Origin of the sequence: Saccharibacillus kuerlensis DSM 22868, from assembly GCF_000378145.1 — a bacterium.
Classification (GTDB): Bacteria; Bacillota; Bacilli; order Paenibacillales; family Paenibacillaceae; genus Saccharibacillus; species Saccharibacillus kuerlensis.
Genome location: NZ_KB899277.1, coordinates 42,329 through 65,711, shown reverse-complemented (window position 1 = coordinate 65,711; position 23,383 = coordinate 42,329). Strand labels below are relative to the sequence as shown.

Annotated in this window: 19 protein-coding genes; all 19 read left to right on the top strand. The window is 51.3% G+C overall.

From position 1 onward, the window contains the following. The first annotated feature begins 15 nt into the window (after positions 1–15). The 19 genes from rnpM (at position 16) to ymfI (ending at position 23,237) form a co-directional block, all read left to right on the top strand. On the top strand, positions 16–327 hold the full coding sequence (gene rnpM, locus F456_RS0100280; protein WP_018974990.1) for an RNase P modulator RnpM: 312 nt from the start codon (positions 16–18) through the stop codon (positions 325–327). Beyond that, entirely contained in the window at positions 320–643 is a 324-nt protein-coding gene (locus F456_RS0100275) for a L7Ae/L30e/S12e/Gadd45 family ribosomal protein (RefSeq protein ID WP_018974989.1), read from the top strand. The genes rnpM and F456_RS0100275 overlap by 8 nt, the downstream gene beginning before the upstream one ends. Next, complete coding sequence (infB, locus tag F456_RS0100270) at positions 636–3,146, top strand: translation initiation factor IF-2 (protein ID WP_018974988.1); 2,511 nt, start codon at positions 636–638, stop codon at positions 3,144–3,146. Before F456_RS0100275 ends, infB begins: the two co-directional genes overlap by 8 nt. An 18-nt stretch (positions 3,147–3,164) precedes the next feature. Continuing rightward, positions 3,165–3,560 (top strand): 30S ribosome-binding factor RbfA, encoded by a 396-nt coding sequence (rbfA, locus tag F456_RS0100265; RefSeq protein WP_018974987.1) that lies wholly within the window; start codon positions 3,165–3,167, stop codon positions 3,558–3,560. Further along, positions 3,547–4,524 carry a DHH family phosphoesterase gene (locus tag F456_RS0100260; RefSeq protein WP_018974986.1) on the top strand — a complete coding sequence of 326 codons (978 nt, stop codon included), beginning with the start codon at positions 3,547–3,549 and terminating at the stop codon, positions 4,522–4,524. The genes rbfA and F456_RS0100260 overlap by 14 nt, the downstream gene beginning before the upstream one ends. Then, positions 4,521–5,435 carry a tRNA pseudouridine(55) synthase TruB gene (gene truB, locus F456_RS0100255; protein WP_018974985.1) on the top strand — a complete coding sequence of 305 codons (915 nt, stop codon included), beginning with the start codon at positions 4,521–4,523 and terminating at the stop codon, positions 5,433–5,435. Before F456_RS0100260 ends, truB begins: the two co-directional genes overlap by 4 nt. Positions 5,436–5,505: 70 nt before the next feature. Next, positions 5,506–6,447, top strand: a complete 942-nt coding sequence (locus tag F456_RS0100250) for a bifunctional riboflavin kinase/FAD synthetase (protein WP_018974984.1) — start codon at positions 5,506–5,508, stop codon at positions 6,445–6,447. A 166-nt stretch (positions 6,448–6,613) separates the two neighbouring features. Continuing rightward, positions 6,614–6,883: a 30S ribosomal protein S15 gene (gene rpsO, locus F456_RS0100245; RefSeq protein WP_018974983.1), complete on the top strand. Its 270-nt coding sequence runs from the start codon at positions 6,614–6,616 to the stop codon at positions 6,881–6,883. 173 nt (positions 6,884–7,056) lie between these two features. After that, positions 7,057–9,159, top strand: a complete 2,103-nt coding sequence (gene pnp / locus F456_RS0100240; RefSeq protein WP_018974982.1) for a polyribonucleotide nucleotidyltransferase — start codon at positions 7,057–7,059, stop codon at positions 9,157–9,159. Between the two features lie 230 nt (positions 9,160–9,389). Further along, the gene (locus F456_RS0100235; protein ID WP_018974981.1) at positions 9,390–10,655 is read left to right on the top strand and encodes a M16 family metallopeptidase; all 1,266 of its coding nucleotides are present in this window, start codon (positions 9,390–9,392) and stop codon (positions 10,653–10,655) included. Then, positions 10,633–11,079, top strand: coding sequence for a dUTP diphosphatase (gene dut / locus F456_RS0100230; RefSeq protein ID WP_018974980.1), 447 nt, complete (start codon positions 10,633–10,635; stop codon positions 11,077–11,079). The genes F456_RS0100235 and dut overlap by 23 nt, the downstream gene beginning before the upstream one ends. A gap of 200 nt (positions 11,080–11,279) precedes the next feature. After that, positions 11,280–12,323 (top strand): aspartate-semialdehyde dehydrogenase, encoded by a 1,044-nt coding sequence (locus F456_RS0100225; protein WP_018974979.1) that lies wholly within the window; start codon positions 11,280–11,282, stop codon positions 12,321–12,323. A 15-nt stretch (positions 12,324–12,338) separates the two neighbouring features. Then, positions 12,339–13,559, top strand: coding sequence for an aspartate kinase (gene dapG / locus F456_RS0100220; protein ID WP_018974978.1), 1,221 nt, complete (start codon positions 12,339–12,341; stop codon positions 13,557–13,559). Positions 13,560–13,627: 68 nt separating this feature from the next. Next, entirely contained in the window at positions 13,628–14,509 is an 882-nt protein-coding gene (dapA, locus tag F456_RS0100215; RefSeq protein WP_018974977.1) for a 4-hydroxy-tetrahydrodipicolinate synthase, read from the top strand. A 411-nt stretch (positions 14,510–14,920) separates the two neighbouring features. Further along, positions 14,921–16,603 (top strand): ribonuclease J, encoded by a 1,683-nt coding sequence (locus F456_RS0100210; protein ID WP_018974976.1) that lies wholly within the window; start codon positions 14,921–14,923, stop codon positions 16,601–16,603. A 205-nt stretch (positions 16,604–16,808) separates the two neighbouring features. Further along, a complete protein-coding gene (locus F456_RS0100205) occupies positions 16,809–19,598 on the top strand; it encodes an FtsK/SpoIIIE family DNA translocase (RefSeq protein WP_018974975.1) in 2,790 nt (929 codons plus the stop codon). 296 nt (positions 19,599–19,894) lie between these two features. Beyond that, positions 19,895–21,181, top strand: a complete 1,287-nt coding sequence (gene yfmF / locus F456_RS0100200) for an EF-P 5-aminopentanol modification-associated protein YfmF (RefSeq protein ID WP_018974974.1) — start codon at positions 19,895–19,897, stop codon at positions 21,179–21,181. Positions 21,182–21,183: 2 nt separating this feature from the next. Beyond that, on the top strand, positions 21,184–22,464 hold the full coding sequence (gene yfmH, locus F456_RS0100195; RefSeq protein ID WP_018974973.1) for an EF-P 5-aminopentanol modification-associated protein YfmH: 1,281 nt from the start codon (positions 21,184–21,186) through the stop codon (positions 22,462–22,464). Then, entirely contained in the window at positions 22,464–23,237 is a 774-nt protein-coding gene (gene ymfI, locus F456_RS0100190) for an elongation factor P 5-aminopentanone reductase (RefSeq protein WP_018974972.1), read from the top strand. Before yfmH ends, ymfI begins: the two co-directional genes overlap by 1 nt. The last annotated feature ends 146 nt before the right edge of the window (positions 23,238–23,383 follow it).

Here is a 23,383-nt window from a genome sequence, read left to right as displayed (position 1 = left end):
GCGGGGGATCCAGACATGAAAAAGAAAAAGGTTCCGCTGCGCAAATGCGTAGCGAGCCAAGAAATGCTGCCCAAAAAGGAATTGATCAGAGTCGTCCGTACACCGGAAGGCCAAATTGAGATCGATCTTACGGGCAAAAAATCCGGCAGAGGCGCTTACCTGCGCGCGGATGCAGACTGCTTCAGGCTTGCCCAGAAGAACAAGTCGCTTGACCGTGCGCTCAAGCAGCCGGTGCCGGCCGAAATCTATGAACAGCTTGCCCGGGAATTCATTCGGGTGGAACAACAATTCCGTGAACTACAGGAGAGAGAGACAGACGATGAATAATGAGCTTTCGGGACTGGGGCTGGCCATGCGCGCCGGGAAGATGGTTACCGGAGACGAGTTGGTCCTTAGAGCCATCCGGTCGCGTGAAGCCAAGTTAGTCGTCTTGGCCGGCGACGCCTCGTCCAATACCCAAAAAAAGTTTCGCGACAAATGCGGCTCGTACGGCATTCCTCTGCTTGTCGGTTATGACCGTGAGCAGCTCGGCGCCAGTATTGGTAAGCCGGAAAGGCTTGTACTCGCGCTAACCGACCAGGGATTTGCCGACATGATCCGCAGGAAACTGGGGACAACGTCGGAGGTGGAGTATATTGAGTAAACCAGAGAACAAAGTTCGGGTCTATGAATACGCCAAGTCGCTCGACATGAGCAGTAAAGAAATAATTACCATTTTGAAGAAACTCGATGTACCGGTTAATAATCACATGAGTGTGATGGAATCAGAGACAATCGGCAAAGTGGAGCAATTTTTTCAGAAAATCAAGTCGAATGCCTCCAAGCCGGCATCTCCAAGTATTAAGCCGCAATCGAACGGCGATAGTCAACCAAAAAAATTACAAGAAAAGCAGGTAGGTATGGATAATAAAACTCAAACCCCAAATAGTAGTCAGTCGCAAAGTCAAGGCGGTAACCGTCCTCAGGGCAACCGCAGTTCTTCCGTAGGAGGAGGACAAAGTCGTCCGCAAAGCAGCGGCGGCAATCGTCCGCAGCAAAGCGGACAAGGCCAACGCCCAAGCGGCAGCGGTCAGGGTACTCAAAGCGGCACTCGCAGCGCCAGCCAGGGCGGACAGCGTCCTGCAGGAAGTGGCGGAAGCAGCACAGCTAATCGCAGCAGCAGTGGCACTTCGTCTTCGAACAGCAGCTTCGGCGGCAGCCGTACAGGCGGCCAAGGAGGCCAGGGCGGTAATCGTGGTGGCGGAAGCGGCGGCGGTAATCGCAGCGGCCAAGGCGGACGTCCGGGCGGCCGCAGTGGAGGCCAAGGCGGTAAAGGTGGATTCCGTGGAAGCAATAACGGCGGACGCGGAGGCAGAGGCGGTCGCAGTCAACAGCCGCCAAGAGAAAAAATCGATAATACGCCGAAGAAAATTATTGTACGCGGTACAATGACGGTTGGCGAAACGGCCAAACTTCTTCATAAAGATGCTTCCGAAGTAATCAAAAAGCTTATTATGCTTGGCGTAATGGCGACGATCAACCAAGAATTGGATATCGAGACTATCCAATTGCTTGCCGGTGATTTCGGTGTAGAAGTTGAAGTCAAAATCCCGGTCGAAGACGATCGTTTTGAAACGATGGAAGAAGTCGATGACGAAGCCAATCTGAAGACGCGCCCACCGGTTGTAACGATCATGGGTCACGTCGATCATGGTAAAACAACTCTGCTTGATGCTATTCGTTCTACAAATGTAACCGGTGGCGAAGCTGGTGGTATTACCCAACATATCGGCGCTTATCAAGTTGAAATTAACGGTAAGAAAATTTCGTTCCTGGACACTCCGGGTCACGAAGCGTTTACAGCGATGCGTGCCCGCGGTGCGCAAGTTACCGATATGACGATCATTGTAGTCGCAGCAGATGATGGCGTTATGCCTCAGACGGTCGAAGCGGTTAACCATGCAAAAGCGGCTAATCTGCCGATCATTGTAGCGGTTAACAAAATCGACAAGCCGGGCTCTGATCCGGATCGCGTCAAGCAGGAACTGACCGAATATGGTCTGGTACCGGAAGAGTGGGGCGGCGATACGATTTTCGTGAATGTATCTGCCAAACAAAGAATGGGTCTTGAAGATCTGCTCGAGATGATTCTGCTCGTTGCGGAAGTTAACGATTATAAAGCCAATCCGGACAAGCGTGCCCGTGGTACGGTCATCGAGGCCGAATTGGACAAAGGCCGCGGACCGGTAGCTCGGATTCTCGTTCAACATGGTACTTTGAAAGTTGGCGATGCCTTCGTAGCAGGTAACTGCTTTGGCCGCGTACGCGCAATGGTCAACGATAAGGGACGTCGTCTGAAGGAAGCCGGCCCATCGACTCCGGTTGAAATTACGGGTCTGACGGAAGTGCCTCTTGCAGGCGATCCGTTCATGGTATTCGAAGACGAGCGTAAAGCACGTAGCATTGCCGACAAGCGCGCGATCACGCAGCGCGAGTCCGATATGGGAGCAAATACCCGCGTTACACTGGATGACTTGTTCAAGCACATTAAAGACGGCGAGATCAAAGATCTTAACGTAATCATCAAGGGCGACGTGCAGGGTTCTGTCGAAGCGCTTAAAGGATCGCTTGCGAAGATTGAAGTCGAAGGCGTTCGCGTCAAGATCATCCACAGCGGTGCCGGCGCAATCAATGAATCCGATATTATTCTTGCGGCAGCTTCCAATGCTATCGTAATCGGCTTCAACGTTCGTCCGGATAACCAGGCTTCGATTACGGCAGAGCAGGAGAAAGTTGATATTCGTCTGCATCGCGTTATTTACAACGTAATCGAAGAAATCGAACAAGCTATGAAGGGCATGCTCGATCCGGTTTATAAAGAAACGGTTATCGGACAAGCTGAAGTTCGCAGCACGTTCAAGGTCAGCAAAGTCGGCGTAATTGCTGGTTCGATGGTTATTCAGGGTAAAATGGCTCGTAACGCGGAAGCACGCCTGATTCGAGACGGTATCGTTATTTACGAAGGTAAGATCGACTCGCTCAAACGCTTCAAAGACGATGCCAAGGAAGTCGCGCAGGGTTACGAGTGCGGCATTACGCTGGATTACAACGACATCAAAGAAGGCGATATCATCGAGGCATTCGTCATGGAAGCCGTCGAACGCTAAAAGATGGGGTGAAGACAAATGGCTAAGATTAGAGTAGGCCGGGTTGCGGAAGAAATCAAAAAGGAACTCAGTCAGCTGATCCAAAGCGAACTGAAAGATCCCCGGATCGGGTTTGTTACCGTCACCGATGTAGAGGTGACGGGCGACCTGTCCCAAGCAAATGTATACTTGAGTATCTTCGGCGACGATGAGCAGAAAGAAAAGTCGCTTGCAGGTATTTCTAAAGCAACAGGATTCCTGCGCAGCGAGATCGGTAAACGAATCCGCCTTCGGCATACGCCGGAGCTGCTGTTCCATATCGATCAGTCGATTGAATATGGAAGCAAGATCGAAAGCCTGCTTGGGCAGATCAAGACGGACGAACCGGGAAAAGAGAAGCAAAGCAATAAAGGAGACGGCGATGCAGACGTATAAGCAGGATTTAATCGATGCCCGACGATTTATCGAAATGCACGATGACTTCCTGGTTGTGGCGCATGTACAGCCCGACGGAGACGCAGTCAGTTCCACCCTTGCGGTGGGCTGGCTTCTCTCGCGTTTAGGGAAAACCTTCACAATGATCAATGAAGGCCCTATCCCGCCGCGGATGACTTATATGCAGGGAGCCGATCGGATTCTCAATATGAGTTTAACTGAACGTACGCGAACTTACAGTAACGTCATCTGTGTAGACTGTGCAGATTTTCAGCGCGTAGGTCTCGTCTCGGAGTGGATGGATAAGGAATCGAATATGCTGAATATCGACCATCATCCAACCAATAACGGTTATGGCACACAGACGCTCATCAAGTCGGATGCGGCTGCAACAGCGGAGATTTTGTATGACTTGCTGGCAGCGTTCGAAATAGGGTGGGATCGTGACGTTGCAGAAATGCTGTATACCGGTATTTTAACGGATACAGGCGGTTTCCGTTACTCCAGTACGTCGCCCAAAGTAATGCAGATTGCTTCACATCTGCTGGAATTGGGGGTCAATGGTCCGGATCTGGCCGACTCTCTTCTGGAGCAGCTGACCAAACCGCAGTTCGATGTGCTGACGATGGCACTTGGTACACTGCGGATGTCGGACGACGGAAAAGTCGCATGGGTTCATGTGACGCCGGAGCATATGCTTCAAGCAGAAGCTTCCAACGAAGATTTGGAAGGTATCGTCAATTATCCGCGAAATATTCAGGGTGTTGAAGTTGGCGTCCTGTTCAAGGTAATTAACGATAAGGCGGTCAAGGCCAGCATGCGTTCGGCCGGCAGAGTGGATGTAGCAGCGATCGCTGCTGAATTTGGCGGAGGCGGACATGTGCGTGCTGCCGGCTGCCGGCTGGAAGGCTCGCTTGAGGAAGTGACCGAGCTTGTTCTCGAAAGGATCAGACAATCGCTATGAATGATTTTGACGGTGTACTGCCTGTACACAAGCCGGCTGGAATGACGTCCCACGATGTCGTCTCCAAATGCCGCAGGCTGCTGCAAATGAAACGTATCGGTCATACCGGTACGCTGGATCCGTCCGTAACAGGTGTACTTCCGCTTTGTTTGGGGCGGGCCACACGGATGGTCGAGTATTTACAGGAAATGCCGAAAGAATATCGAGCCGTACTTAAGTTCGGGATTTCGACGGATACTGAAGATTTGACCGGAACCGTGATTCAGGAGATGCCAAAGACCGGTATAACGGAGAAACACGTGCGGGGAGTGCTATCAGACTTTATTGGTCCGATTATGCAGACACCGCCTATGTACTCCGCAATCAAAGTCGACGGCAAGCGGCTGTATGAGCTGGCGAGAGAAGGTAAGACAGTTGAACGCAAAGCCCGTGAAGTTGTCATTCATGAACTGGAAATTACAGGTTTTGAGGACGGCGATCAGCCTGAGGTATCGCTGCGCGTATTGTGTTCCAAAGGAACTTATATCCGTACATTGTGTGTTGATCTGGGTGCCAAGCTGGGCGTACCATCGACGATGGCGAAGTTGGAGCGTACATTATCGGCAGGAATCGGAATCGACCGGTGCTTAACCTTTGAAGAAATTGCGGAGAGGGTAGAAGCCGGTACGCTGGAATCAGCTCTGATTCGCGCGGACAAGGCCGCTTTGCATATGCCGGAACATACAGTGGACGAGAGCAGGTTAGAGAACGCGCTGCGTGGGCAGAAACTGGCGGCATGGGCCGTTACGCCTTCCGCAGAAGGTTATGCCGGTCAATTCAGATTATATGCTCCGGATGATCGGTTTATCGGAATATACAGATGGGATGAAGAAGCCGGCAAAGTCGTCCCGGTTAAAGTTTTCCTTCCCTAAGCGTACAGCGAAGGGGGAGGATGGCGGATGTTGAGGACGATGATCCGGCGGAAATGCAGGTGATCGAAAAGTGAAGACGGTAACGCTAACTTATCCTTTAACCGGGAATGAAGATCAAATTCCCGTCCAGCGCCAGATCGTGGCTATCGGACAGTTCGATGGTCTTCATCTCGGGCATGTCAGCGTCATTCAGCATGCAATCGAGTTGGGACGCAGTCAAGGACTGCCGGTTGCGGTGCTGACGTTCTATCCCCATCCGAAGGAAGTTATGGGAAAAGGCGACTACGAAGGTTATCTGACGCCGCTGCGCGACAAGGAGCAAATTCTTGAACAGTTGGGCATCGATTATTTGTACGTAGTCGAATTCACATCGGCATTTTCCAAAGTACTGCCCAGTGATTTTGTAAACGGAATGTTGGTGCCTTTGAAAGTGGCGACAGCTGTAATCGGTTTTGACTTCCGCTTTGGCTTTATGGGGGAAGGTACTCCTGAAGCGATCGGTCCGCTCAGCGGCGGCAGCATTGCGGTCGAGACAATCCCGGCGTTTCTGCTGGACGGAGAAAAAGTCGGAAGTTCGGGAATTCGCATCGCACTCAAAGCTGGTGATGCGGAGAAAGCACAACGATGGCTGGGGCGTCCATACCGGGTACGGGGAACGGTAGTGGGCGGTGATAAGCGTGGGCGCACTATCGGTTTTCCAACAGCGAACGTCGCTCCGTCGGGTCCATACGTGCTGCCGGCGAAGGGTGTATATGCCGTTCGATTCGGTCTAAAGGACGAGATCTTCGAAGGTGTAATGAATGTGGGCGTCAAGCCGACGTTTACCGATGGCAAGGTCAAGCCGACATTTGAAACGCATTTGTTCGATTTCGATCGCAGTATTTACGACGAAAAAGTATGGATGGACTTCGTGCGCTTTATCCGTCCGGAACGTAAATTTTCGGGAATCGACGAACTGGTTGCGCAGATTGCAAAAGATGCTGAAGAAGCGCGGGCAATCTTAAAGGGATGACCATAAATTTCAAGTAAACGAAGAGTTTACTTTTTAGCGAACCTTTGTTATACTGAATTACGTTGCTCACGTTCGCGTAAGCAACTTAACCATGGCTTGGTTGTCGGCTTTCACCAGCCGCTACGAGGCTATCGGCGATTATATAACGAATTAGGAGGTGAATAGGATGGCATTGACTCAAGAACGTAAACAGCAGCTGATTGAAGAGCACAGAACTCACGAGTCCGATACAGGATCTCCGGAAGTTCAAGTCGCTATCCTGACGCAAAACATCCACAATTTGACAGACCACCTGCGTACGCACAAGAAAGACAACCACTCGCGTCGCGGTCTTCTGCAAATGGTCGGACAACGCCGCAGATTGCTGGCTTACCTGAAAAACAAAGACGTTAAGCGCTACGGCGCCCTGATCGAAAAGCTCGGTCTGCGTCGCTAAAACTAAACAGTCTTGCACAAGCAGCCTGGTTGTGAACCGTATGGTCTTTTTTGGAGCCGACGGCAGCAGCCGGGTTGTTTTTGTAACCGTGATTACCCTGAATGTTGTTTAGGGATAAGCATGTGATCTTTATATACTTAAGAATGATCGAAGAACATTCGAGGAGGAATTTCATGGAACAGCAAGTAGAAATGCAGCTGGGGGGACGGACCCTCACGCTGAAGACCGGCCGCTTGGCCAAACAGGCGAACGCGGCAGTTATGGTCCATTACGGCGAAACGGTTGTGCTGTGCACGGTAACCGCATCGACACAGCCAAAGGATCTTGACTTTTTCCCGCTGACTGTTAACTACGAAGAAAGAATGTACGCTGTAGGCAAAATTCCCGGAGGATTTATCAAACGGGAAGGACGCCCAAGCGAAAAAGCGATTCTGTCTTCCCGGTTGACAGACCGCCCGATTCGCCCGCTGTTCCCTGAAGGTTTCCGCAACGACGTTCAAATTCAAAATATCGTCATGAGCGTGGACCAGGACAATGAACCGCAAATCGCCGCGATGATCGGCACATCCGCAGCGCTGAGCATCTCCGATGTACCATTTGACGGACCAATCGGCGGAGTTGCCGTTGGACGTGTAGAAGGTCAGTTCGTCGTAAATCCGACACTTGCCCAGCAGGAAGTCAGCGACCTGTATCTGGTTGTTGCCGGTACGAAAGACGCGATTATGATGGTCGAAGCGGAAGGTAACGAAGTACCGGAAGAAATCATGTTGGAAGCTATTATGTTTGGACATGATGCGGTCAAAGAAATCGTAGCTTCTATTGAACAGCTTGTTGAGAAATCAGGCAAACCGAAAATGGAAGTGAAACTGCATGCCGTTGACGCTGAAGTAAGTGCGGCTGTCCGCGCATTCGTTGGCGATCGTCTGGTAGAAGCAGTACGGATTGCCGAAAAGCATGCTCGTCAGGATGCCATCGATGCGATCAACGAGGAGACCGTTGCGCATTTCGCTGAACAATATCTGGAGACGCCGGACAAAATGGACGACGTTAAAGAAATCCTGCATGATATCGTTAAAGAAGAAGTACGCCGCCTGATTACGCATGACAAAGTGCGTCCGGACGGACGCGGTCTTGCCGAAATTCGTCCGATCAGCTCCGATGTGGCCCTGCTGCCGCGCGTTCACGGTTCGGGTCTGTTTACTCGCGGACAAACGCAGGCGCTCAGCATTTGTACACTCGGCGTACTGGGCGACGCACAGATGCTTGACGGCGTTGCACCGGAAGAAACCAAGCGGTTCATGCACCATTACAACTTCCCGCCGTTCAGCGTAGGCGAAGCCCGTCCGCTGCGAGCACCGGGACGCCGCGAAATCGGGCACGGAGCACTTGGCGAGCGTGCGCTGATGAAGGTTCTTCCTTCGGAAACCGAATTCCCGTATACGATCCGCCTTGTTTCCGAAGTACTGGAATCAAACGGCTCTACATCGCAGGCAAGTATCTGTGCCAGCACGCTGGCTATGATGGACGCAGGCGTACCGCTTAAAGCTCCGGTGGCCGGTGTAGCGATGGGTCTGATCAAAGATGGCGAGCATGTATCTATCCTGTCGGACATCCAGGGCATGGAAGATCACCTTGGCGATATGGACTTTAAGGTTGCGGGAACCAAGGACGGCGTAACCGCAATCCAGATGGATATCAAGATCGACGGCATCAGCCGCGAAATCCTGGCCGAAGCGCTAACGCAGGCTCGTGAAGGACGCCTTCATATCCTTGATCAAATGCTGCAGGCGATTCAAGAACCGAGAACGAAAATGTCGAAATACGCACCGAAGATCATGATCATTAACATCAAGCCGGAGAAGATTCGCGATGTTATCGGAGCGGGCGGTAAGATTATCAATAAGATCATCGAAGAAACCGGCGTCAAGATTGATATCGAGCAGGATGGCCGCGTGTTCATCGCTTCTAACGACGAAGATATGATCAACAAAGCTTCCGAAATCATTCAGGGCATCGTGCGTGAAGTGGTTGTCGGCGAAGTCTACGAAGGTACGGTAAGACGGATCGAGAAGTTTGGCGCATTCGTTGAGCTTTTGCCGGGCAAAGACGGATTGGTGCATATTTCGCAGCTTGCTGCCGAGCGTGTAGCCAAGGTCGAAGACGTCGTAGCGATCGGGGACAAACTGCAGGTGAAAGTTACGGAAATCGACGGTCAAGGACGGGTTAACCTGTCGCATAAAATTTTGTTGACTTCCGAAACGCCGGCAAATTCTTAAGTAGTTGATGATTAAACATATAAAAAAGAGACAGAATTCGCTTCTGGCTCTTTTTTTGTTTGTGTGATAGAAATGACAGCAGCAAATTTTTCAGTGGATGCATGTCCATGTTGTGCGGACTAAGGTTTGAGAGCTTATCCGGTTGAGCATGGACCGGAAATTTGCTAGGATAGAGTCTGCACGTTCATTGAACCGATAGCTATCGGAAGGACGTAGGGGGGAGTAACGCTTTGGAAAAATATACACTGAGCAGCGGCCTGCGGGTGGTGGCCGAGCATATCCCGGGTTCGCGCTCCGTTTCGTTCGGCATCTGGGTGAAAAATGGATCGCGAAACGAAAAAGAAGCCGATAACGGCATTTCGCATTTTATCGAACATATGCTGTTTAAGGGCACAGAGCGGCATGATGCGCGGGATATTGCCGAGCAGTTCGATGCAATTGGAGGCAATGTCAATGCTTTTACTTCAAAAGAGTACACGAGCTATTATGCAAAGGTACTCGATGAACATTTGCCGATCGCAATGGACATTTTGTCCGACATGTTCTTTAACTCCAAGTTTGATCCGGAGGAACTGGCACGGGAGAAAAACGTTATTTTCGAAGAGATTTCAATGTATCTCGATGATCCAGATGATCTCGTACATGATCTGATTGTGGAAGCGGCCTATGAAGGCCATGCGCTGGCCATGCCGATTCTTGGTACGCAGGAGCATTTGGCGGCAATGGCATCCGACGATCTTCGACGTTATATGAACGATCACTATACGGTGGACAATACGATCGTGGCAATTGCCGGCAATCTCGGAGAGAATCTTCGGGAGATGTTGGAAAGTCATTTCGGTTCCTTCAATCGGAAAGGGACCGAATCTCCGATTACTCTGCCGTCCTTCGGGGGCGGACTGGTTTACCGCAAAAAGAAAACCGAACAGAACCATATCTGTTTGGCATTCCAAGGTTTTGGCTATGACGATCCTCGTCAGTACGCGATGGCGCTGCTGAACAATGCGATTGGCGGAGGAATGAGTTCGAAACTGTTCCAAGAAATTCGCGAAAAACGCGGACTCGCGTATTCCGTGTATTCTTACCACAGCGCGCATGCGGACAGCGGCTATTTTACAATTTACGCAGGTGCTGCACCTAAACAAACGTCCGACGTGTTGAAACTGACACAAGAAGTTTTGCATGACGTCCGCACAAATGGACTAACCGAAATGGAGATTCACAAAGGCAAGCAGCAGCTTAAAGGCAGTCTAATCATGGGACTCGAAGGCAGCGGCAGTCGAATGAACCGTTTAGGGAAAAATGAGTTGATGATCGGACGCCATGAGACGATTGATGAGACAATCGCCAAAGTCGAGGCCGTAACGGAAGCTGACGTCCGGCTTGCACTTGATCATTTGTTTGCACAACCGTTCGCAGTCGCGATGGTCGGGAATTCCGATCGTGCGCTAAATGCATTAAGGAGAGATGAACTTGTCCCACCTGGTACAAATTAAACGATTCGCTGGGAATGAAGATTTGGCTCTGCCGCGAAAAATGACGGAACTGGCCGCAGGATACGATCTGCAGGCTGCTGTATTGGAACCGATCGTGCTTGCACCGATGGAACGTGCCCTTGTGCCTACCGGAATAGCTATCGCTATGCCGGGCGGACTTGAAGCACAGATTCGCCCGCGCAGCGGACTGGCATACAAGCATGGCATTACCTGTTTGAATACACCGGGTACCATTGATGCAGACTACCGCGGCGAAATCAAAGTTCTTCTGATCAATTTTGGGCAAGAGCCGTTTACAATTGCTCGAGGAGAGCGGATTGCGCAGATGGTATTCCAAGAGGTACCGGAAACTGTTTTGGCGGAAGTCGAGGAACTTTCCGAGACCGTTCGGGGAGCCGGCGGCTTCGGACATACCGGTAAATAATTCGGACTTTGCGGGAAGCCGAGACGGCTTTGCCGTATGCCCACGGCTTCTTCAATAGTGAAGAAAGCCGTGGGCTTTTTTTGTTTCAAAACCCTGACATCGAAAGTGAACGTCTTGCTTTTTACCCCGATACAAACTATGATATTCACAATGCAAACCTTGATGTTTAGCGATTTTTTCCATATAAAGGAGAGACCCAGATGTCGAATGAAACGTTTAATGTTGCCGTCGTCGGCGCGACCGGTGCGGTCGGTGAACAAATTCTCAGATTGCTTGAAGAGCGCGATTTTCCTGTCAATACCTTGAAATTGTTGTCGTCCGCGAGAAGCGCAGGAACGAAGCTTAAGTTCAAAGGCGTTGACGTTACGGTTGAAGAAGCAACACCCGAGAGTTTTGAAAATGTACAAATTGCATTGTTCAGCGCAGGCGGAGATGTAAGTAAGGCACTTGTGCCGGAAGCCATCAAGCGCGGAACAGTATGTATCGACAATACAAGTGCTTTCCGGATGGATCCGACCGCTCCGCTTGTCGTACCGGAAGTCAATGAAGAGAAAATTTTCGAGCATAACGGCGTTATTGCCAATCCGAACTGCTCGACGATCCAGATGGTCGCTGCACTGAAACCTCTGCAGAAGCGCTACGGACTCAAACGGATCATTGTATCGACTTATCAAGCGGTATCCGGTTCGGGTGCCAAAGCAATCGCTGAGCTGGAACGTCAGACCAAAGCGATCGTAAACGGAGAGCCGGTCAATCCCGACGTGCTGCCTGTTGCCTCGCTGCCGGTAAAGCATCAGATCGCATTTAATGCCGTACCGCAGATCGATAAGTTCATGGACAACGGTTTTACGTATGAAGAAATGAAAATGGTTAACGAGACCAAAAAGATTATGGGTGACGAATCGATTCAGGTTACGGCAACCTGCGTGCGCATTCCGGTCGTCTACGGCCATTCGGAATCCGTCTATGTGGAACTGGGATCGGAATACGATCTTCAAGAAGTGCGTTCGCTGCTGGAACAGGCACCGGGAATTACCGTTGTCGACGATCCGGCCAATCAGGCTTACCCGCTGGCTACCGATGCGGCAGGCAAAAACGACGTATTTGTAGGACGGCTGCGCCGCGACCTCGATTCGCCGACCGGCCTCAATATGTGGATCGTTTCGGACAACTTGCTTAAAGGCGCAGCGTGGAACGCTGTGCAAATTGCAGAAATTATTGCGGCGCGTTTGCGGCAGGCATAACGAAAGGAAGAGACCATGGCTATTCGGGTTCAAAAATTCGGCGGAACGTCGCTGTCTTCGGAAGAAGCGAGAGCGCACGTCGTCCGTCATATCCAGCGTGAGCTGAATTCCGGCTATCAATTGGTAGTCGTTGTTTCCGCTATGGGGCGCAGCGGCGACCCTTATGCTACCGATACACTGCTCGGATGGGCAGGGTCGACAAGCGGCAAGTCGCTGCCGGCCAAAGAGAAAGATTTGCTCATGGGCTGCGGAGAAATCATCTCCGCAGCTACGCTTTGCGGCATTTTACATCAGGAAGGCATTGATGCAACTGTTCTGACGGGAGCACAAGCCGGATTTATGACAGACAGTCACTTCGGCAATGCGCGCATCCTGGAGATGCGCCCGGAGCGGATTTTGCGCGAGCTGCAGGACCACAGCGTTATTATTGTGACCGGTTTCCAAGGGCAGAACGAATACGGAGACCTCACTACGCTTGGAAGAGGTGGCAGCGACACGTCTGCAACGGCGTTAGGCGCCGCGCTGCATGCTGAAATCGTCGATATCTATACAGACGTCAATGGCATCTTGACCGCTGACCCCCGTTTGGTGGAAGATGCCAAACCTCTTGAGGTCGTCAGCTATACCGAAATTTGCAACATGGCCTACCAAGGAGCGAAAGTCATCCATCCGCGTGCTGTGGAAATCGCTATGCAGGCTCAGATTCCGGTTCGCGTACGTTCAACATTTTCCGAAGACGAAGGAACATTGGTTACACATCCGGAAAACTTTGCGGACGTATCGGCCGGCGTAGTAGATCGTTTTGTAACCGGAATTGCATATGTAAGCAACGTAACGCAAATTACGGTTGAACAGCCGGATCCGAGTGGACAGCTGTCGTTGAACGTATTCAAAGCGATGGCAGAAAATGCGATTAGCGTCGACTTTATCAATGTAACTCCGGTTGGCGCAGTGTATACCGTGTTCGACTCCGAAGCGGAACGTGCCCTGACTGCCCTTCGGGATATCGGTTATGAGCCGCGCGCGCTGAGCGGATGCGCCAAAGTGTCCGTCATTGGTGGAGGTATTAATGGCGTTCCCGGCATTATGTCGCACATTGTCGAAGCGCTAACGCTTCAAAATGTACAGATTTTGCAATCGGCGGACTCCAATACGACAATTTGGGTGCTGGTGAAAAAAGAAGATATGGTCAAAGCACTGAAGGCGCTGCATACCCGTTTTGAGCTTCATCTTTAAAAGCTACTAAATGATTAGCCTAAAATGCAGTGAATTGCACAAAGCCACGAAGAAGGAGAGAATGGATAATGGATTTCGGACGACTGATAACCGCCATGGTCACTCCTTTCGACGGGCAGGGGGAAGTGGCATGGGATCAGATTCCTGTGTTGATCGACATGTTGATTGAGCAGCGAACCGAGTCGATCGTCGTATTTGGTACGACGGGAGAGTCGCCTACGCTGACCGATGAAGAGAAAATTCGATTATTGGAAATTGCGGTGCGTCATGCGAACGGCCGCTGCGGCATTATTGCCGGTACCGGCAGCAACGATACCCATCACAGTATTGAGCTGACAAAAGCTGCGGAAAAAGCTGGAGCGGACGGTGTTCTGCTGGTCGTGCCTTATTACAACCGACCGAATCAGGACGGATTGTACGCGCACTTTGCTGCAATTGCGCAGGCAACGTCGCTTCCGGTTATGCTCTATAACGTTCCGAGTCGAACAGCTTCCAATCTTGAAGGAGAAACGACGCTGCGGTTGGCGCAGCTGCCGAATATTGTGGCAGTTAAGGAGTGTGCTCCAGCCGATCAAGTCGCGTATATTGCTTCCCGTGCGCCGGAAGGGTTTCGCGTTTATTCGGGAGACGATGCGGCCTCACTGCCGGCTCTGTCTGTCGGTGCATATGGTATTGTCAGCGTAGCCAGCCATGTCGTAGGAACAAAAATGAGCGAGATGCTTGCCGCTCACGTTAGCGGAAGCGCATCTGAAGCGACGCGTATTTATCATTCGCTGCTGCCTGTATTCAAAGGATTGTTCTCCTGCCCCCATCCAGTGCCGAATCCTGTTGCCGTTAAGTATGCTCTGACGCTGCGCGGTTATCAGGTAGGCGGAGTCCGCCTACCGCTGGTGGATGCGACAGAAGAGGAAAAAACGTATATCGAACGATTTATGGCCGATTTCACCTGATTAAAGGATAAGTGTCCGTTAACGTCTTATAAAGTCAGCAAGCGCCGTTTCTTCCGGGAAACGGCGCTTTTTTCATGTCTAAAAAGCCTCGAAAGCGTGGTTCAAATAAAAGGATAAAGCGAGAAGGCAGGGAATGAGAGGGCTTTCGACTTGTATTTTGGGTTTTCATTCATGTATAATGAACGCAAGTGACTGGGTGCGGGTTATAGAAAAACAACACGAACCATATTTGACGGAGGTTCGTGCATCGGCTTGATCGGATGATATCGAGCGGCTTTTGTGTATAAAAAGCCCTCTCGAATCGTCAACGATGAAAGTCCTTGTTCGAGCTATGCCAAAAACCGGAAAAATAGCAAACGTCCAACTTTTATAGAACAAACACAATACTACATTTTAGGAGGTTTACCTATCTTGGCAAAGAAAAGTAACAACTCAGAAAAGCTGATGATCTTCGCACTTGGCGGCGTCGGCGAAATTGGTAAAAATATGTATGTCGTTCAGTATGATGATGACATTGTTGTCGTGGATGCCGGATTGAAGTTCCCGGAAGAAGATATGCTCGGAATCGATCTTGTCATTCCGGATATCAGCTATCTGACAGAGAACCGCGATAAAGTCCGAGGCATTATTGTCACTCACGGTCACGAAGACCATATCGGCGGACTTCCTTATGTTCTGAAGCATCTGAATGTGCCGTTGTATGCGACGAAGCTGACCCTCGGTCTGATCGAAAACAAGCTGCGTGAAGCAAACCTGCTTGGCGAAACAAAACGTATTCTGATCAACGCAGATTCCGAGCTGAAGCTGGGAAGCACGCTGACAGCAACATTTTTCAAAACAAACCACAGCATCCCGGACTCCGTTGGGGTCTGCATCGATACGCCGGAAGGCAACGTGGTTCATACGGGTGACTTTAAGTTTGATCATACGCCGGTCAACGATCAGTTCGCGGATCTGCAGCGTATGGCTGAAATTGGTCAAAAAGGCGTATTGGCGCTTCTTTCGGATAGTACCAACGCCGAGAAACCTGGCTTTACCCCTTCGGAAAAAAGCGTAGGAATCGTATTGGAAGATATTTTCCGCAAAGCCCGTCAGCGCGTTGTCGTTGCAACTTTCGCTTCCAACGTTCACCGGATTCAGCAGGTTGTCAATGCTGCCGACGCTACCGGCCGGAAAATTGTCGTAGTAGGACGCAGTATGGTTAACGTCGTGTCTATCGCTTCGGAACTGGGTTATCTGGAAATTCCGGAAGGCATGATCATCGAGCCTGAAGAAATCAACCGAATCGGCGCAGACCGCGTTGCCATTTTATGCACAGGCAGCCAGGGCGAGCCGATGTCGGCATTGAGCCGCATGGCACGCTCTACGCATCGTAAAGTGGACATTCTGCCGGGCGATACGGTAATTATCGCCGCAACGCCAGTACCGGGTAACGAAAAATATGTCGGCCGCACGATTGATGCCTTGTTCCGCCTTGGAGCAGAAGTCATCTACAGCGGTTCGAACAAAGGCGTACACGTATCGGGTCACGGTTCCCAGGAAGAGCTGAAGCTGATGCTCAATCTGATGCGTCCAAAGTTCTTTATTCCAATCCACGGTGAATACCGCATGCTGCGCAAGCACGCACAGTTGGGCGAATCCGTTGGCGTTGATCCAGACAATATTTTCCTGGTCGATATCGGTGATGTCGTTGAAATCCATAATGGCGAAGCACGCAAAGCGGGCAAAGTGCCTTCTGGCAACGTTCTGATCGATGGCCTTGGCGTTGGTGACGTTGGCAATATTGTACTGCGAGATCGCAAGCTGCTGTCGCAGGACGGTATTCTGGTTGTTGTAGTTACGCTCAGCAAACAGGATGGACGCATCGTTTCCGGTCCGGATATCATTTCGCGCGGTTTCGTGTACGTACGGGAATCCGAAGGGCTGCTCGATGAAGCGAACCGTGTCGTAACGAGTACGCTGCAGCGCCTGATGAGTGAAAATGTGAATGAATGGGCTTCGCTTAAGTCGGGTGTCAAAGATTCGCTCGGACGCTTCCTGTTCGATCAGACCCGCCGTCGTCCAATGATTCTGCCGATTATTATGGAAGTATAAATATCGTATATTCCGCGGGAATGCTTTACAGCACTGCGAAAATATAGAGATAGCTTAAAAACCTCTTCCCAAACGTTAAAGTGAACGTTTTCGGAAAGAGGTTTTTTGTTGTGGAAGAGAAACGGTAGAGCCTGTTTTCCTCTGCCTTTTGGCGAACTTATGTGCTATTATGGGGAGAGTGTGTCAATGGCAGGGGGGATTAAAAGTGGCACAGAAAAAAGGTGCAGGAACACGAAGCGGGAGCACAGCCCGTTCAGGCGGCGGTCGTACGCCTGCTAAAGGCAAGAAAAAAAAGCAGAGTTCGCTGGCAAGCGCTCTTAAATATGAAATTTACGGTATTGTGCTCATTACGCTGTCTGTCATCGGATTATCCGGCCAGGCTTTTATTGGTCAGCTGCTCTCGGCCGGGTTCGGCTTTGTACTGGGTAAGGCTTATGCAATCATTCCGCTGCTCGGCATATATACGGGCCTGTATTTGATGATCAGACGAGGGATGCCTTATGGGTGGAGTTCGCGCAAATCGGGACTGCTTTTGGTTGCTTTGGCAGGCATACTGATGCTGTCGATCGGCGAGGCGCAGAGTCACCCTGAACTTAAGGGGCAGATGAGCGCAGGCGGCATTCTATCCGCTGTGCAGGGGGACCTTCATCGTTCTTTGATTTCGCCGGATGAAACGATGAGCCGTACAACGCCATTTCTTCGTCCGATCGGCGGCGGTTACTTCGGAGGACTGCTGCTGTCCTTGTTGTTCTTGATGTTTGGTATGTCTGGAGCTAAGCTTGCTTCTGCTGTGCTGCTGATTATTGGGGTTATGCTTGTCACGCAGATGTCTTATGTTGATCTTATGAATTTGATTCGCCGAAGAGCAGGCGAAGCGGCACGCTCGGCAGGAGAACGACTAAAGGAAGAGCGTAAGGCATCCGAGCAGCGCCGGATCGAATCCGAACAGCGTGCCGAGATTCGCGCCCAAGAGAAGGCGGAAGCTGCAGAGCGAAGACGCGCTGCACGGCCGGAAACGGGCGAAGACGAGCAGGAGAAACGCAGTTTGAGCGGGGCTTTGCGTGGGCGACGTCGAACGGCTGTCGAAGAGGTGGAAGAAGAAGCAGCACCGCGAGAAGAATTTAAAGTTACCGGAGTCTACCGCGTGCCGAGCGAGCTTCGTGGTCAGGGTAGCACTGACAATGAAGCGGCAGAGCTTGATGGTTCTCAAGAGAAGGACAATTTATCAGCTCATTCCGACAAAGGCAATGAAGCAATTTCGGACAACAACCGTCATGCGCCGATTATTCGCGATTTCTTCGAACATATTCGCTCGGAAAAGCGGATTGAAGAGGAGCCCGGAAGCGGAGCGGCCCTGTCGACAGACGATGCAGAGGATTTTGAAGAAGCATCCGTCATTTCGTCTGCCAAGCTTGCGGGTTCGGAAGCCGCACGTTTGGCAGTGGACCCAACTTCCGATATAAGCGAGGCTTCACTGCTGCCGGAAGGAGATCCATCTATTCCGGCAGCGGCCGGCGAACTGCTGGAAACTGCCGAAGGCGAGAAGATCAAGCCTCCGCCAAAACCTTACAAGCTTCCGCCGCTGAAGCTGCTGGCGATGCCGAAGGAAGATCCTTCTTCAACCAGCCAAGCGGATTATATGCAAACGGCTCGCAAGCTTGAAACGACGCTGGAAAGTTTCGGTGTTCGGGCGCGTGTATTGGAAGTTGTGCGGGGACCTGCAGTTACCCGATATGAGATTCAGCCCGATGTCGGTGTAAAGGTGAGCCGGGTCGTTGGCCTGACCGATGATATCGCCCTGGCCCTTGCAGCCAAAGATATTCGGATGGAAGCACCGATTCCGGGCAAGTCCGCCATCGGCATTGAAGTACCGAACAATGAAGTATCAATGGTTACAATGCGCGAGGTAATGGATTCGCCTGTGTTCGCTGAAGCACCCTCCAAATTGACGGTTGCTTTCGGCCGGGACATTTCCGGTCAGACGATTGTCGGTAATCTGGCGCGTATGCCCCATTTGCTTGTCGCAGGTGCCACCGGTTCAGGCAAATCGGTCTGTATCAACGGCATTATAGCAAGTATTCTATACAAGGCTAAGCCGGATGAAGTGAAATTTTTGATGGTCGATCCTAAAATGGTTGAGCTCAACGTCTATAACGGTATTCCGCATCTGTTGGCTCCGGTCGTCACGGATCCGCGCCGCGCTTCGCTTGCGCTTAAAAAGATCGTGGTTGAGATGGAAAAACGCTACGAGCTGTTTTCCAAGTCGTCGACTCGAAACATTGAGGGCTACAATACGTTGATGAAGGACAATCCGTCTGCCATTTTGCCGTATATCGTAGTCATCGTCGATGAGTTGGCTGACCTGATGATGGTGGCCGCAGGCGATGTGGAAGATGCGATAGCGCGCCTTGCCCAGATGGCGCGTGCCGCGGGTATCCACTTGATCATTGCTACGCAGCGGCCGTCCGTCGATGTTATTACAGGGGTTATCAAAGCGAACATCCCGTCCCGGATCGCATTCGGCGTTTCGTCGCAGGTCGATTCGCGCACAATTCTGGATATGGGCGGGGCCGAGAAATTGCTTGGGCGAGGAGACATGCTGTTTATGCCAATGGGGGCTTCCAAGCCTGTACGGGTACAGGGAGCTTTCCTCAGCGATAACGAAGTTGAGGAGATTGTCGCTTACTGCAGTGGTCAGGCGGAAGCGCAGTACGATACGGACTTGGTGCCGGAGATCGACGACAACGCCGCTGCACCCGAAGAAGCGATGGACGAGCTGTACGATCAAGCGGTACAAATCGTTGTCGAGGCTAAGCAGGCATCTGTATCGCTGCTGCAGCGGCGCATGCGGGTCGGTTATACACGTGCAGCGCGCCTGGTTGATGCAATGGAAGCTCGTGGCATCGTCGGCCCGTATGAAGGCAGTAAGCCTCGCGAGGTCTTAATCTCCATCGAGCAGCTTCAGGCCAGTCGTGCAGCAAATTCACCCAATTGATGTCTTGAATGTTGGCGAAATGCTCTGTAGAGCTTCAGGTGCCATTTTTTGTTCAACTTTTTATTCAATTTATGTTTGATTTATGTTCAAGAAAATTCCGTCGTTCGCATTTGACGCATCCAGCGTCTTTTGCGGCCGCCGGATTTTTTATGTGCAGGAAGTCTGTGTGTGAATCGTGAGCGGCACTTAAGTTGATTCCCCTCTTGACAGTAGTATAGAATAATTAAGAATGGTTAAAGAGTTAAAGGATACTTATATCGAGCGGAATCCGCCGACAGCCTAAGGAGTGATTAATGATGAGTACTACGGGATTTGAACGGGCAGCGGAAGGACGGATTCGCATTCATGTGCTGCCGACCAAGCGTTTCAAGACGTTTGCCGTTTCTTTATATGCCGGAGCGCCGCTCCATGAAGATACTGTAACGCCGATCGCGCTGACACCTTTTGTATTGCGCCGCGGCAATGCCTCCTATCCGGAGACAATTCTGTTTCGCGAGCGTCTGGAAGAGCTGTATGGAGCCGGCTTCGGATTTGACGTGTACAAGCGAGACGGAGCTCAGATTGTGCAGTTCCGCATGGATACGATCAACGATGCTTTTGTAAACAATGACGAACCGCTGCTTGAGAACTCGCTGGCTTTTTTGGGAGAAACGCTTACCCGGCCTGCGCTTGAGAACGGCGTGTTCAAGAGCAAATTCGTCGATGCCGAACGCGACAACGTACGCAAGAAGCTTGATGCTGTAATCAACAATAAAGTTCGTTATGCCGGTGCACGCTGCGTAGAAGAGATGTTTGCAGGCGAGTCTTATCGTCTGAACGCGCTCGGCAAACGGGAAGCATTGGAGGAGTTGGATGCTTCCGCTCTGCACGACTCCTATCGCAAGTGGCTGTCCGAAGCGTCGCTGGATCTATATGTGGTCGGCGATACGACGCTGGATGAAGTTCGCGGTATTGTACACAAACATTTCGATATCGCCGGACCTGGACATTCGCCGTATGAATATTCGAGAAGCTCCAAGAACGAAGGGGTAGGCAATCCTCATATCGTCACTGAAACAATGGATGTCTCGCAGGGCAAGCTGAACATCGGCTTCAAGACGTCGATCGACTATGTCGATGACCGTTATGCCGCTGCTCTCGTATACAATGGCATACTTGGCGGTTATCCGCATTCGAAATTGTTCCAGAATGTACGCGAAAAAGCGAGTCTGGCTTATTATGCTTCTTCCCAATACGAGCCTCATAAAGCGTTTGGTACCATTCAATCGGGGATTGAGATCGGCAACTATGATCGTGCGCTCGAAATTATTCGCCTGCAGCTCGAAGCGATAAAAGCTGGCGAAATTACCGAAACGGAGCTGAGCCAGACCAAAGCCATGCTCGGCAACGATCTGCGCGAAGTTCGCGATTCCGCTTTCCAGATGATTCATCAGGACTTTGGAGGCAGACTTTCCGGTCGTGTGCGCGCCGTATCCGAATTGATCGAGCAGGTGGAGAGCATGACGCTGGAACAGGTGGCCGAAGCTGCACAAAACTTCCGGCTCGACACCATTTACTTTTTGACGGGAAAAGAGGGGGAATAACGATGGAGCGCATTGTTTACGAACATCTGCAGGAGACACTGTATCACGAGAAGTTGGATAACGGACTAAGTGTCTATGTTCTGCCCAAAGAAGGCTTTCAGAAGACGTATGCGACGTTCTCGACGAACTACGGCTCGGTCGATAACCGTTTCCGCGTCGCAGGGCAGGAAGAACATCGTGTACCCGATGGCATTGCCCACTTTCTGGAACATAAAGTATTCGAAGAACCGGAAGGTGACGTATTTCTGAAATTCTCTTCGCAGGGTGCTTCGTCCAACGCGTTCACGAGCTTTGACCAGACGGTATACCTGTTTTCGGCAACAGAGAACATCGAAGAAAACTTGGAGACACTGGTCAATTTCGTGCAGAATCCCTATTTCACTGATGAAAACGTAGAGAAGGAAAAAGGGATTATCGGTCAAGAAATTCAAATGTATCAGGACAATCCCGATTGGCGCGTCTATTACGGCCTGATCGAAGCGCTGTACAAAGTGCACCCGGTGCATATCGATATTGCAGGAACAATCGAATCGATCAGCGAAATCACGAAGGAGACGCTGTACACCTGCTACAATACGTTTTACCATCCGAGTAATATGCTGCTGTTTGTAGTAGGCGGCGTCGATCCGGAAAAGGTCATCGAGCAGGTAAAAGCCAATCAAGCTACGAAAAATTACGGTCCTCAAGCCGAGATCGAGCGTTTCTTCGATCCGGAACCGGATCAGGTCGCGCAGGAGCGCAAAGAGCTGAATCTGCCGGTATCGCTGCCGAAATGTCTGTTTGGTTTCAAAGAGCCGGCACCTAATGTAAGCGGACCAGAACTAATTAAAATGGACCTGACAACAGAGGTAATGCTGGATTTGCTGCTCGGCAGCAGTACGCCCCTGTACCAGAAGCTGTACGACGAAGCTCTGATTACCGACGGATTTGGCGGAGACTTCCGTGCGACTAGCCAGTATGCATTCTCTGTGATCGGAGGCGACACCCGCGATCCCGATCTGCTGATGGAGCGTATTCGCGAAGAGTCCGAACGGCTGGTCGAGACCGGGTTTGACGAGAAAGCTTTCGAACGGGCGCGCAAGAAAAAAATCGGGAACTATTTGCGGATGCTGAATTCTCCGGAAAATATTGCCCATGAGTTTACCCGCTACAAGTTTGGCGGAGGCGACCTGTTTACGGTGCTGGGCATCTATGAAAATATGACGTTGAACGAAGTCAATGCGCGTCTGCGGGAACATGTTCGCTGGGATCGCCGCGCCGTATCGATCGTACGAGGCGCTTAATGACGGACGGACTTGCTAAAGGACGGCGAAAGCCGTCCGATACTGCCGTTCTCGTTACCGGAGCTTCGGGCGGAATCGGTTCTGCGATTGCTGAACGGTTCGCTGCCGACGGATGCCGGGTGGCTCTGCATTACTCGGCGTCGGAGGCAGCGGTTCATGCGGCGGCTGACCGCTGTGCGTCACTGGGAGCGTCCCAGGTGCTGACGGCGCGCGCAGACGTGCGCAAGCGTGCGGAAGTGCTGCGTATGCGCGACGAACTCAAAGCAGCGGGATTTGTGCCCAATGTGCTTGTTAACAATGCCGGAGCTGCGCATTACGGTATGCTGTGCGACGTAACGGATGAAGAGTGGGATCGTGTGATGGATGTGAATCTAAAAGGAACATTTCTGTGCAGCCAAGCTTTTATGGAAGAAATGGTGTCGCAAAAATACGGACGGATTATTAATATTTCGTCTATATGGGGCTTAACCGGAGCTTCGTGCGAAGTCGTTTATTCCGCAGCAAAAGGAGGAATCAACGCCTTTACCAAGGCGCTTGCCAAAGAACTCGCTTTGTCGGGCGTTTCGGTAAACGCGGTGGCTCCTGGAGCTGTGCGAACAGCGATGCTGGATGCACTGTCTTCCGAGGAGATCGAAGCGATCGCGGAGGAGATTCCGGCCGGTCGTCTGGCCGAACCGAAAGAAATTGCGGAGACGGTCCGTTTTCTGGCGCTACCGGAATCGGGATACATGACCGGACAAATTTTAAGCCCAAATGGCGGATGGGTCACCTAACGAAATCACGTCAGATTTGCGGTTGATGAAAGATGAAGAATCTGTTCCTTGCGTTTAAACGGCATTTTTAATATCATTAGACGAAGGTTAAAGTCCATGAATGTGCCTGAATTCAGGCCTCAAAATCGCGCGGACACGGAAGAGAG

What these genes read in the sequence shown, in the direction of transcription:
- F456_RS0100260 (WP_018974986.1), top strand. Translation starts at nt 3,547, where the DNA reads ATGCAGACGTATAAGCAGGATTTAATCGATGCCCGACGATTTATCGAA.
- F456_RS0100275 (WP_018974989.1), top strand. Translation starts at nt 320, where the DNA reads ATGAATAATGAGCTTTCGGGACTGGGGCTGGCCATGCGCGCCGGGAAG.
- dapG (WP_018974978.1), top strand. Translation starts at nt 12,339, where the DNA reads ATGGCTATTCGGGTTCAAAAATTCGGCGGAACGTCGCTGTCTTCGGAA.
- truB (WP_018974985.1), top strand. Translation starts at nt 4,521, where the DNA reads ATGAATGATTTTGACGGTGTACTGCCTGTACACAAGCCGGCTGGAATG.
- rpsO (WP_018974983.1), top strand. Translation starts at nt 6,614, where the DNA reads ATGGCATTGACTCAAGAACGTAAACAGCAGCTGATTGAAGAGCACAGA.
- F456_RS0100225 (WP_018974979.1), top strand. Translation starts at nt 11,280, where the DNA reads ATGTCGAATGAAACGTTTAATGTTGCCGTCGTCGGCGCGACCGGTGCG.
- dapA (WP_018974977.1), top strand. Translation starts at nt 13,628, where the DNA reads ATGGATTTCGGACGACTGATAACCGCCATGGTCACTCCTTTCGACGGG.
- yfmH (WP_018974973.1), top strand. Translation starts at nt 21,184, where the DNA reads ATGGAGCGCATTGTTTACGAACATCTGCAGGAGACACTGTATCACGAG.
- ymfI (WP_018974972.1), top strand. Translation starts at nt 22,464, where the DNA reads ATGACGGACGGACTTGCTAAAGGACGGCGAAAGCCGTCCGATACTGCC.
- yfmF (WP_018974974.1), top strand. Translation starts at nt 19,895, where the DNA reads ATGAGTACTACGGGATTTGAACGGGCAGCGGAAGGACGGATTCGCATT.
- pnp (WP_018974982.1), top strand. Translation starts at nt 7,057, where the DNA reads ATGGAACAGCAAGTAGAAATGCAGCTGGGGGGACGGACCCTCACGCTG.
- rnpM (WP_018974990.1), top strand. Translation starts at nt 16, where the DNA reads ATGAAAAAGAAAAAGGTTCCGCTGCGCAAATGCGTAGCGAGCCAAGAA.
- rbfA (WP_018974987.1), top strand. Translation starts at nt 3,165, where the DNA reads ATGGCTAAGATTAGAGTAGGCCGGGTTGCGGAAGAAATCAAAAAGGAA.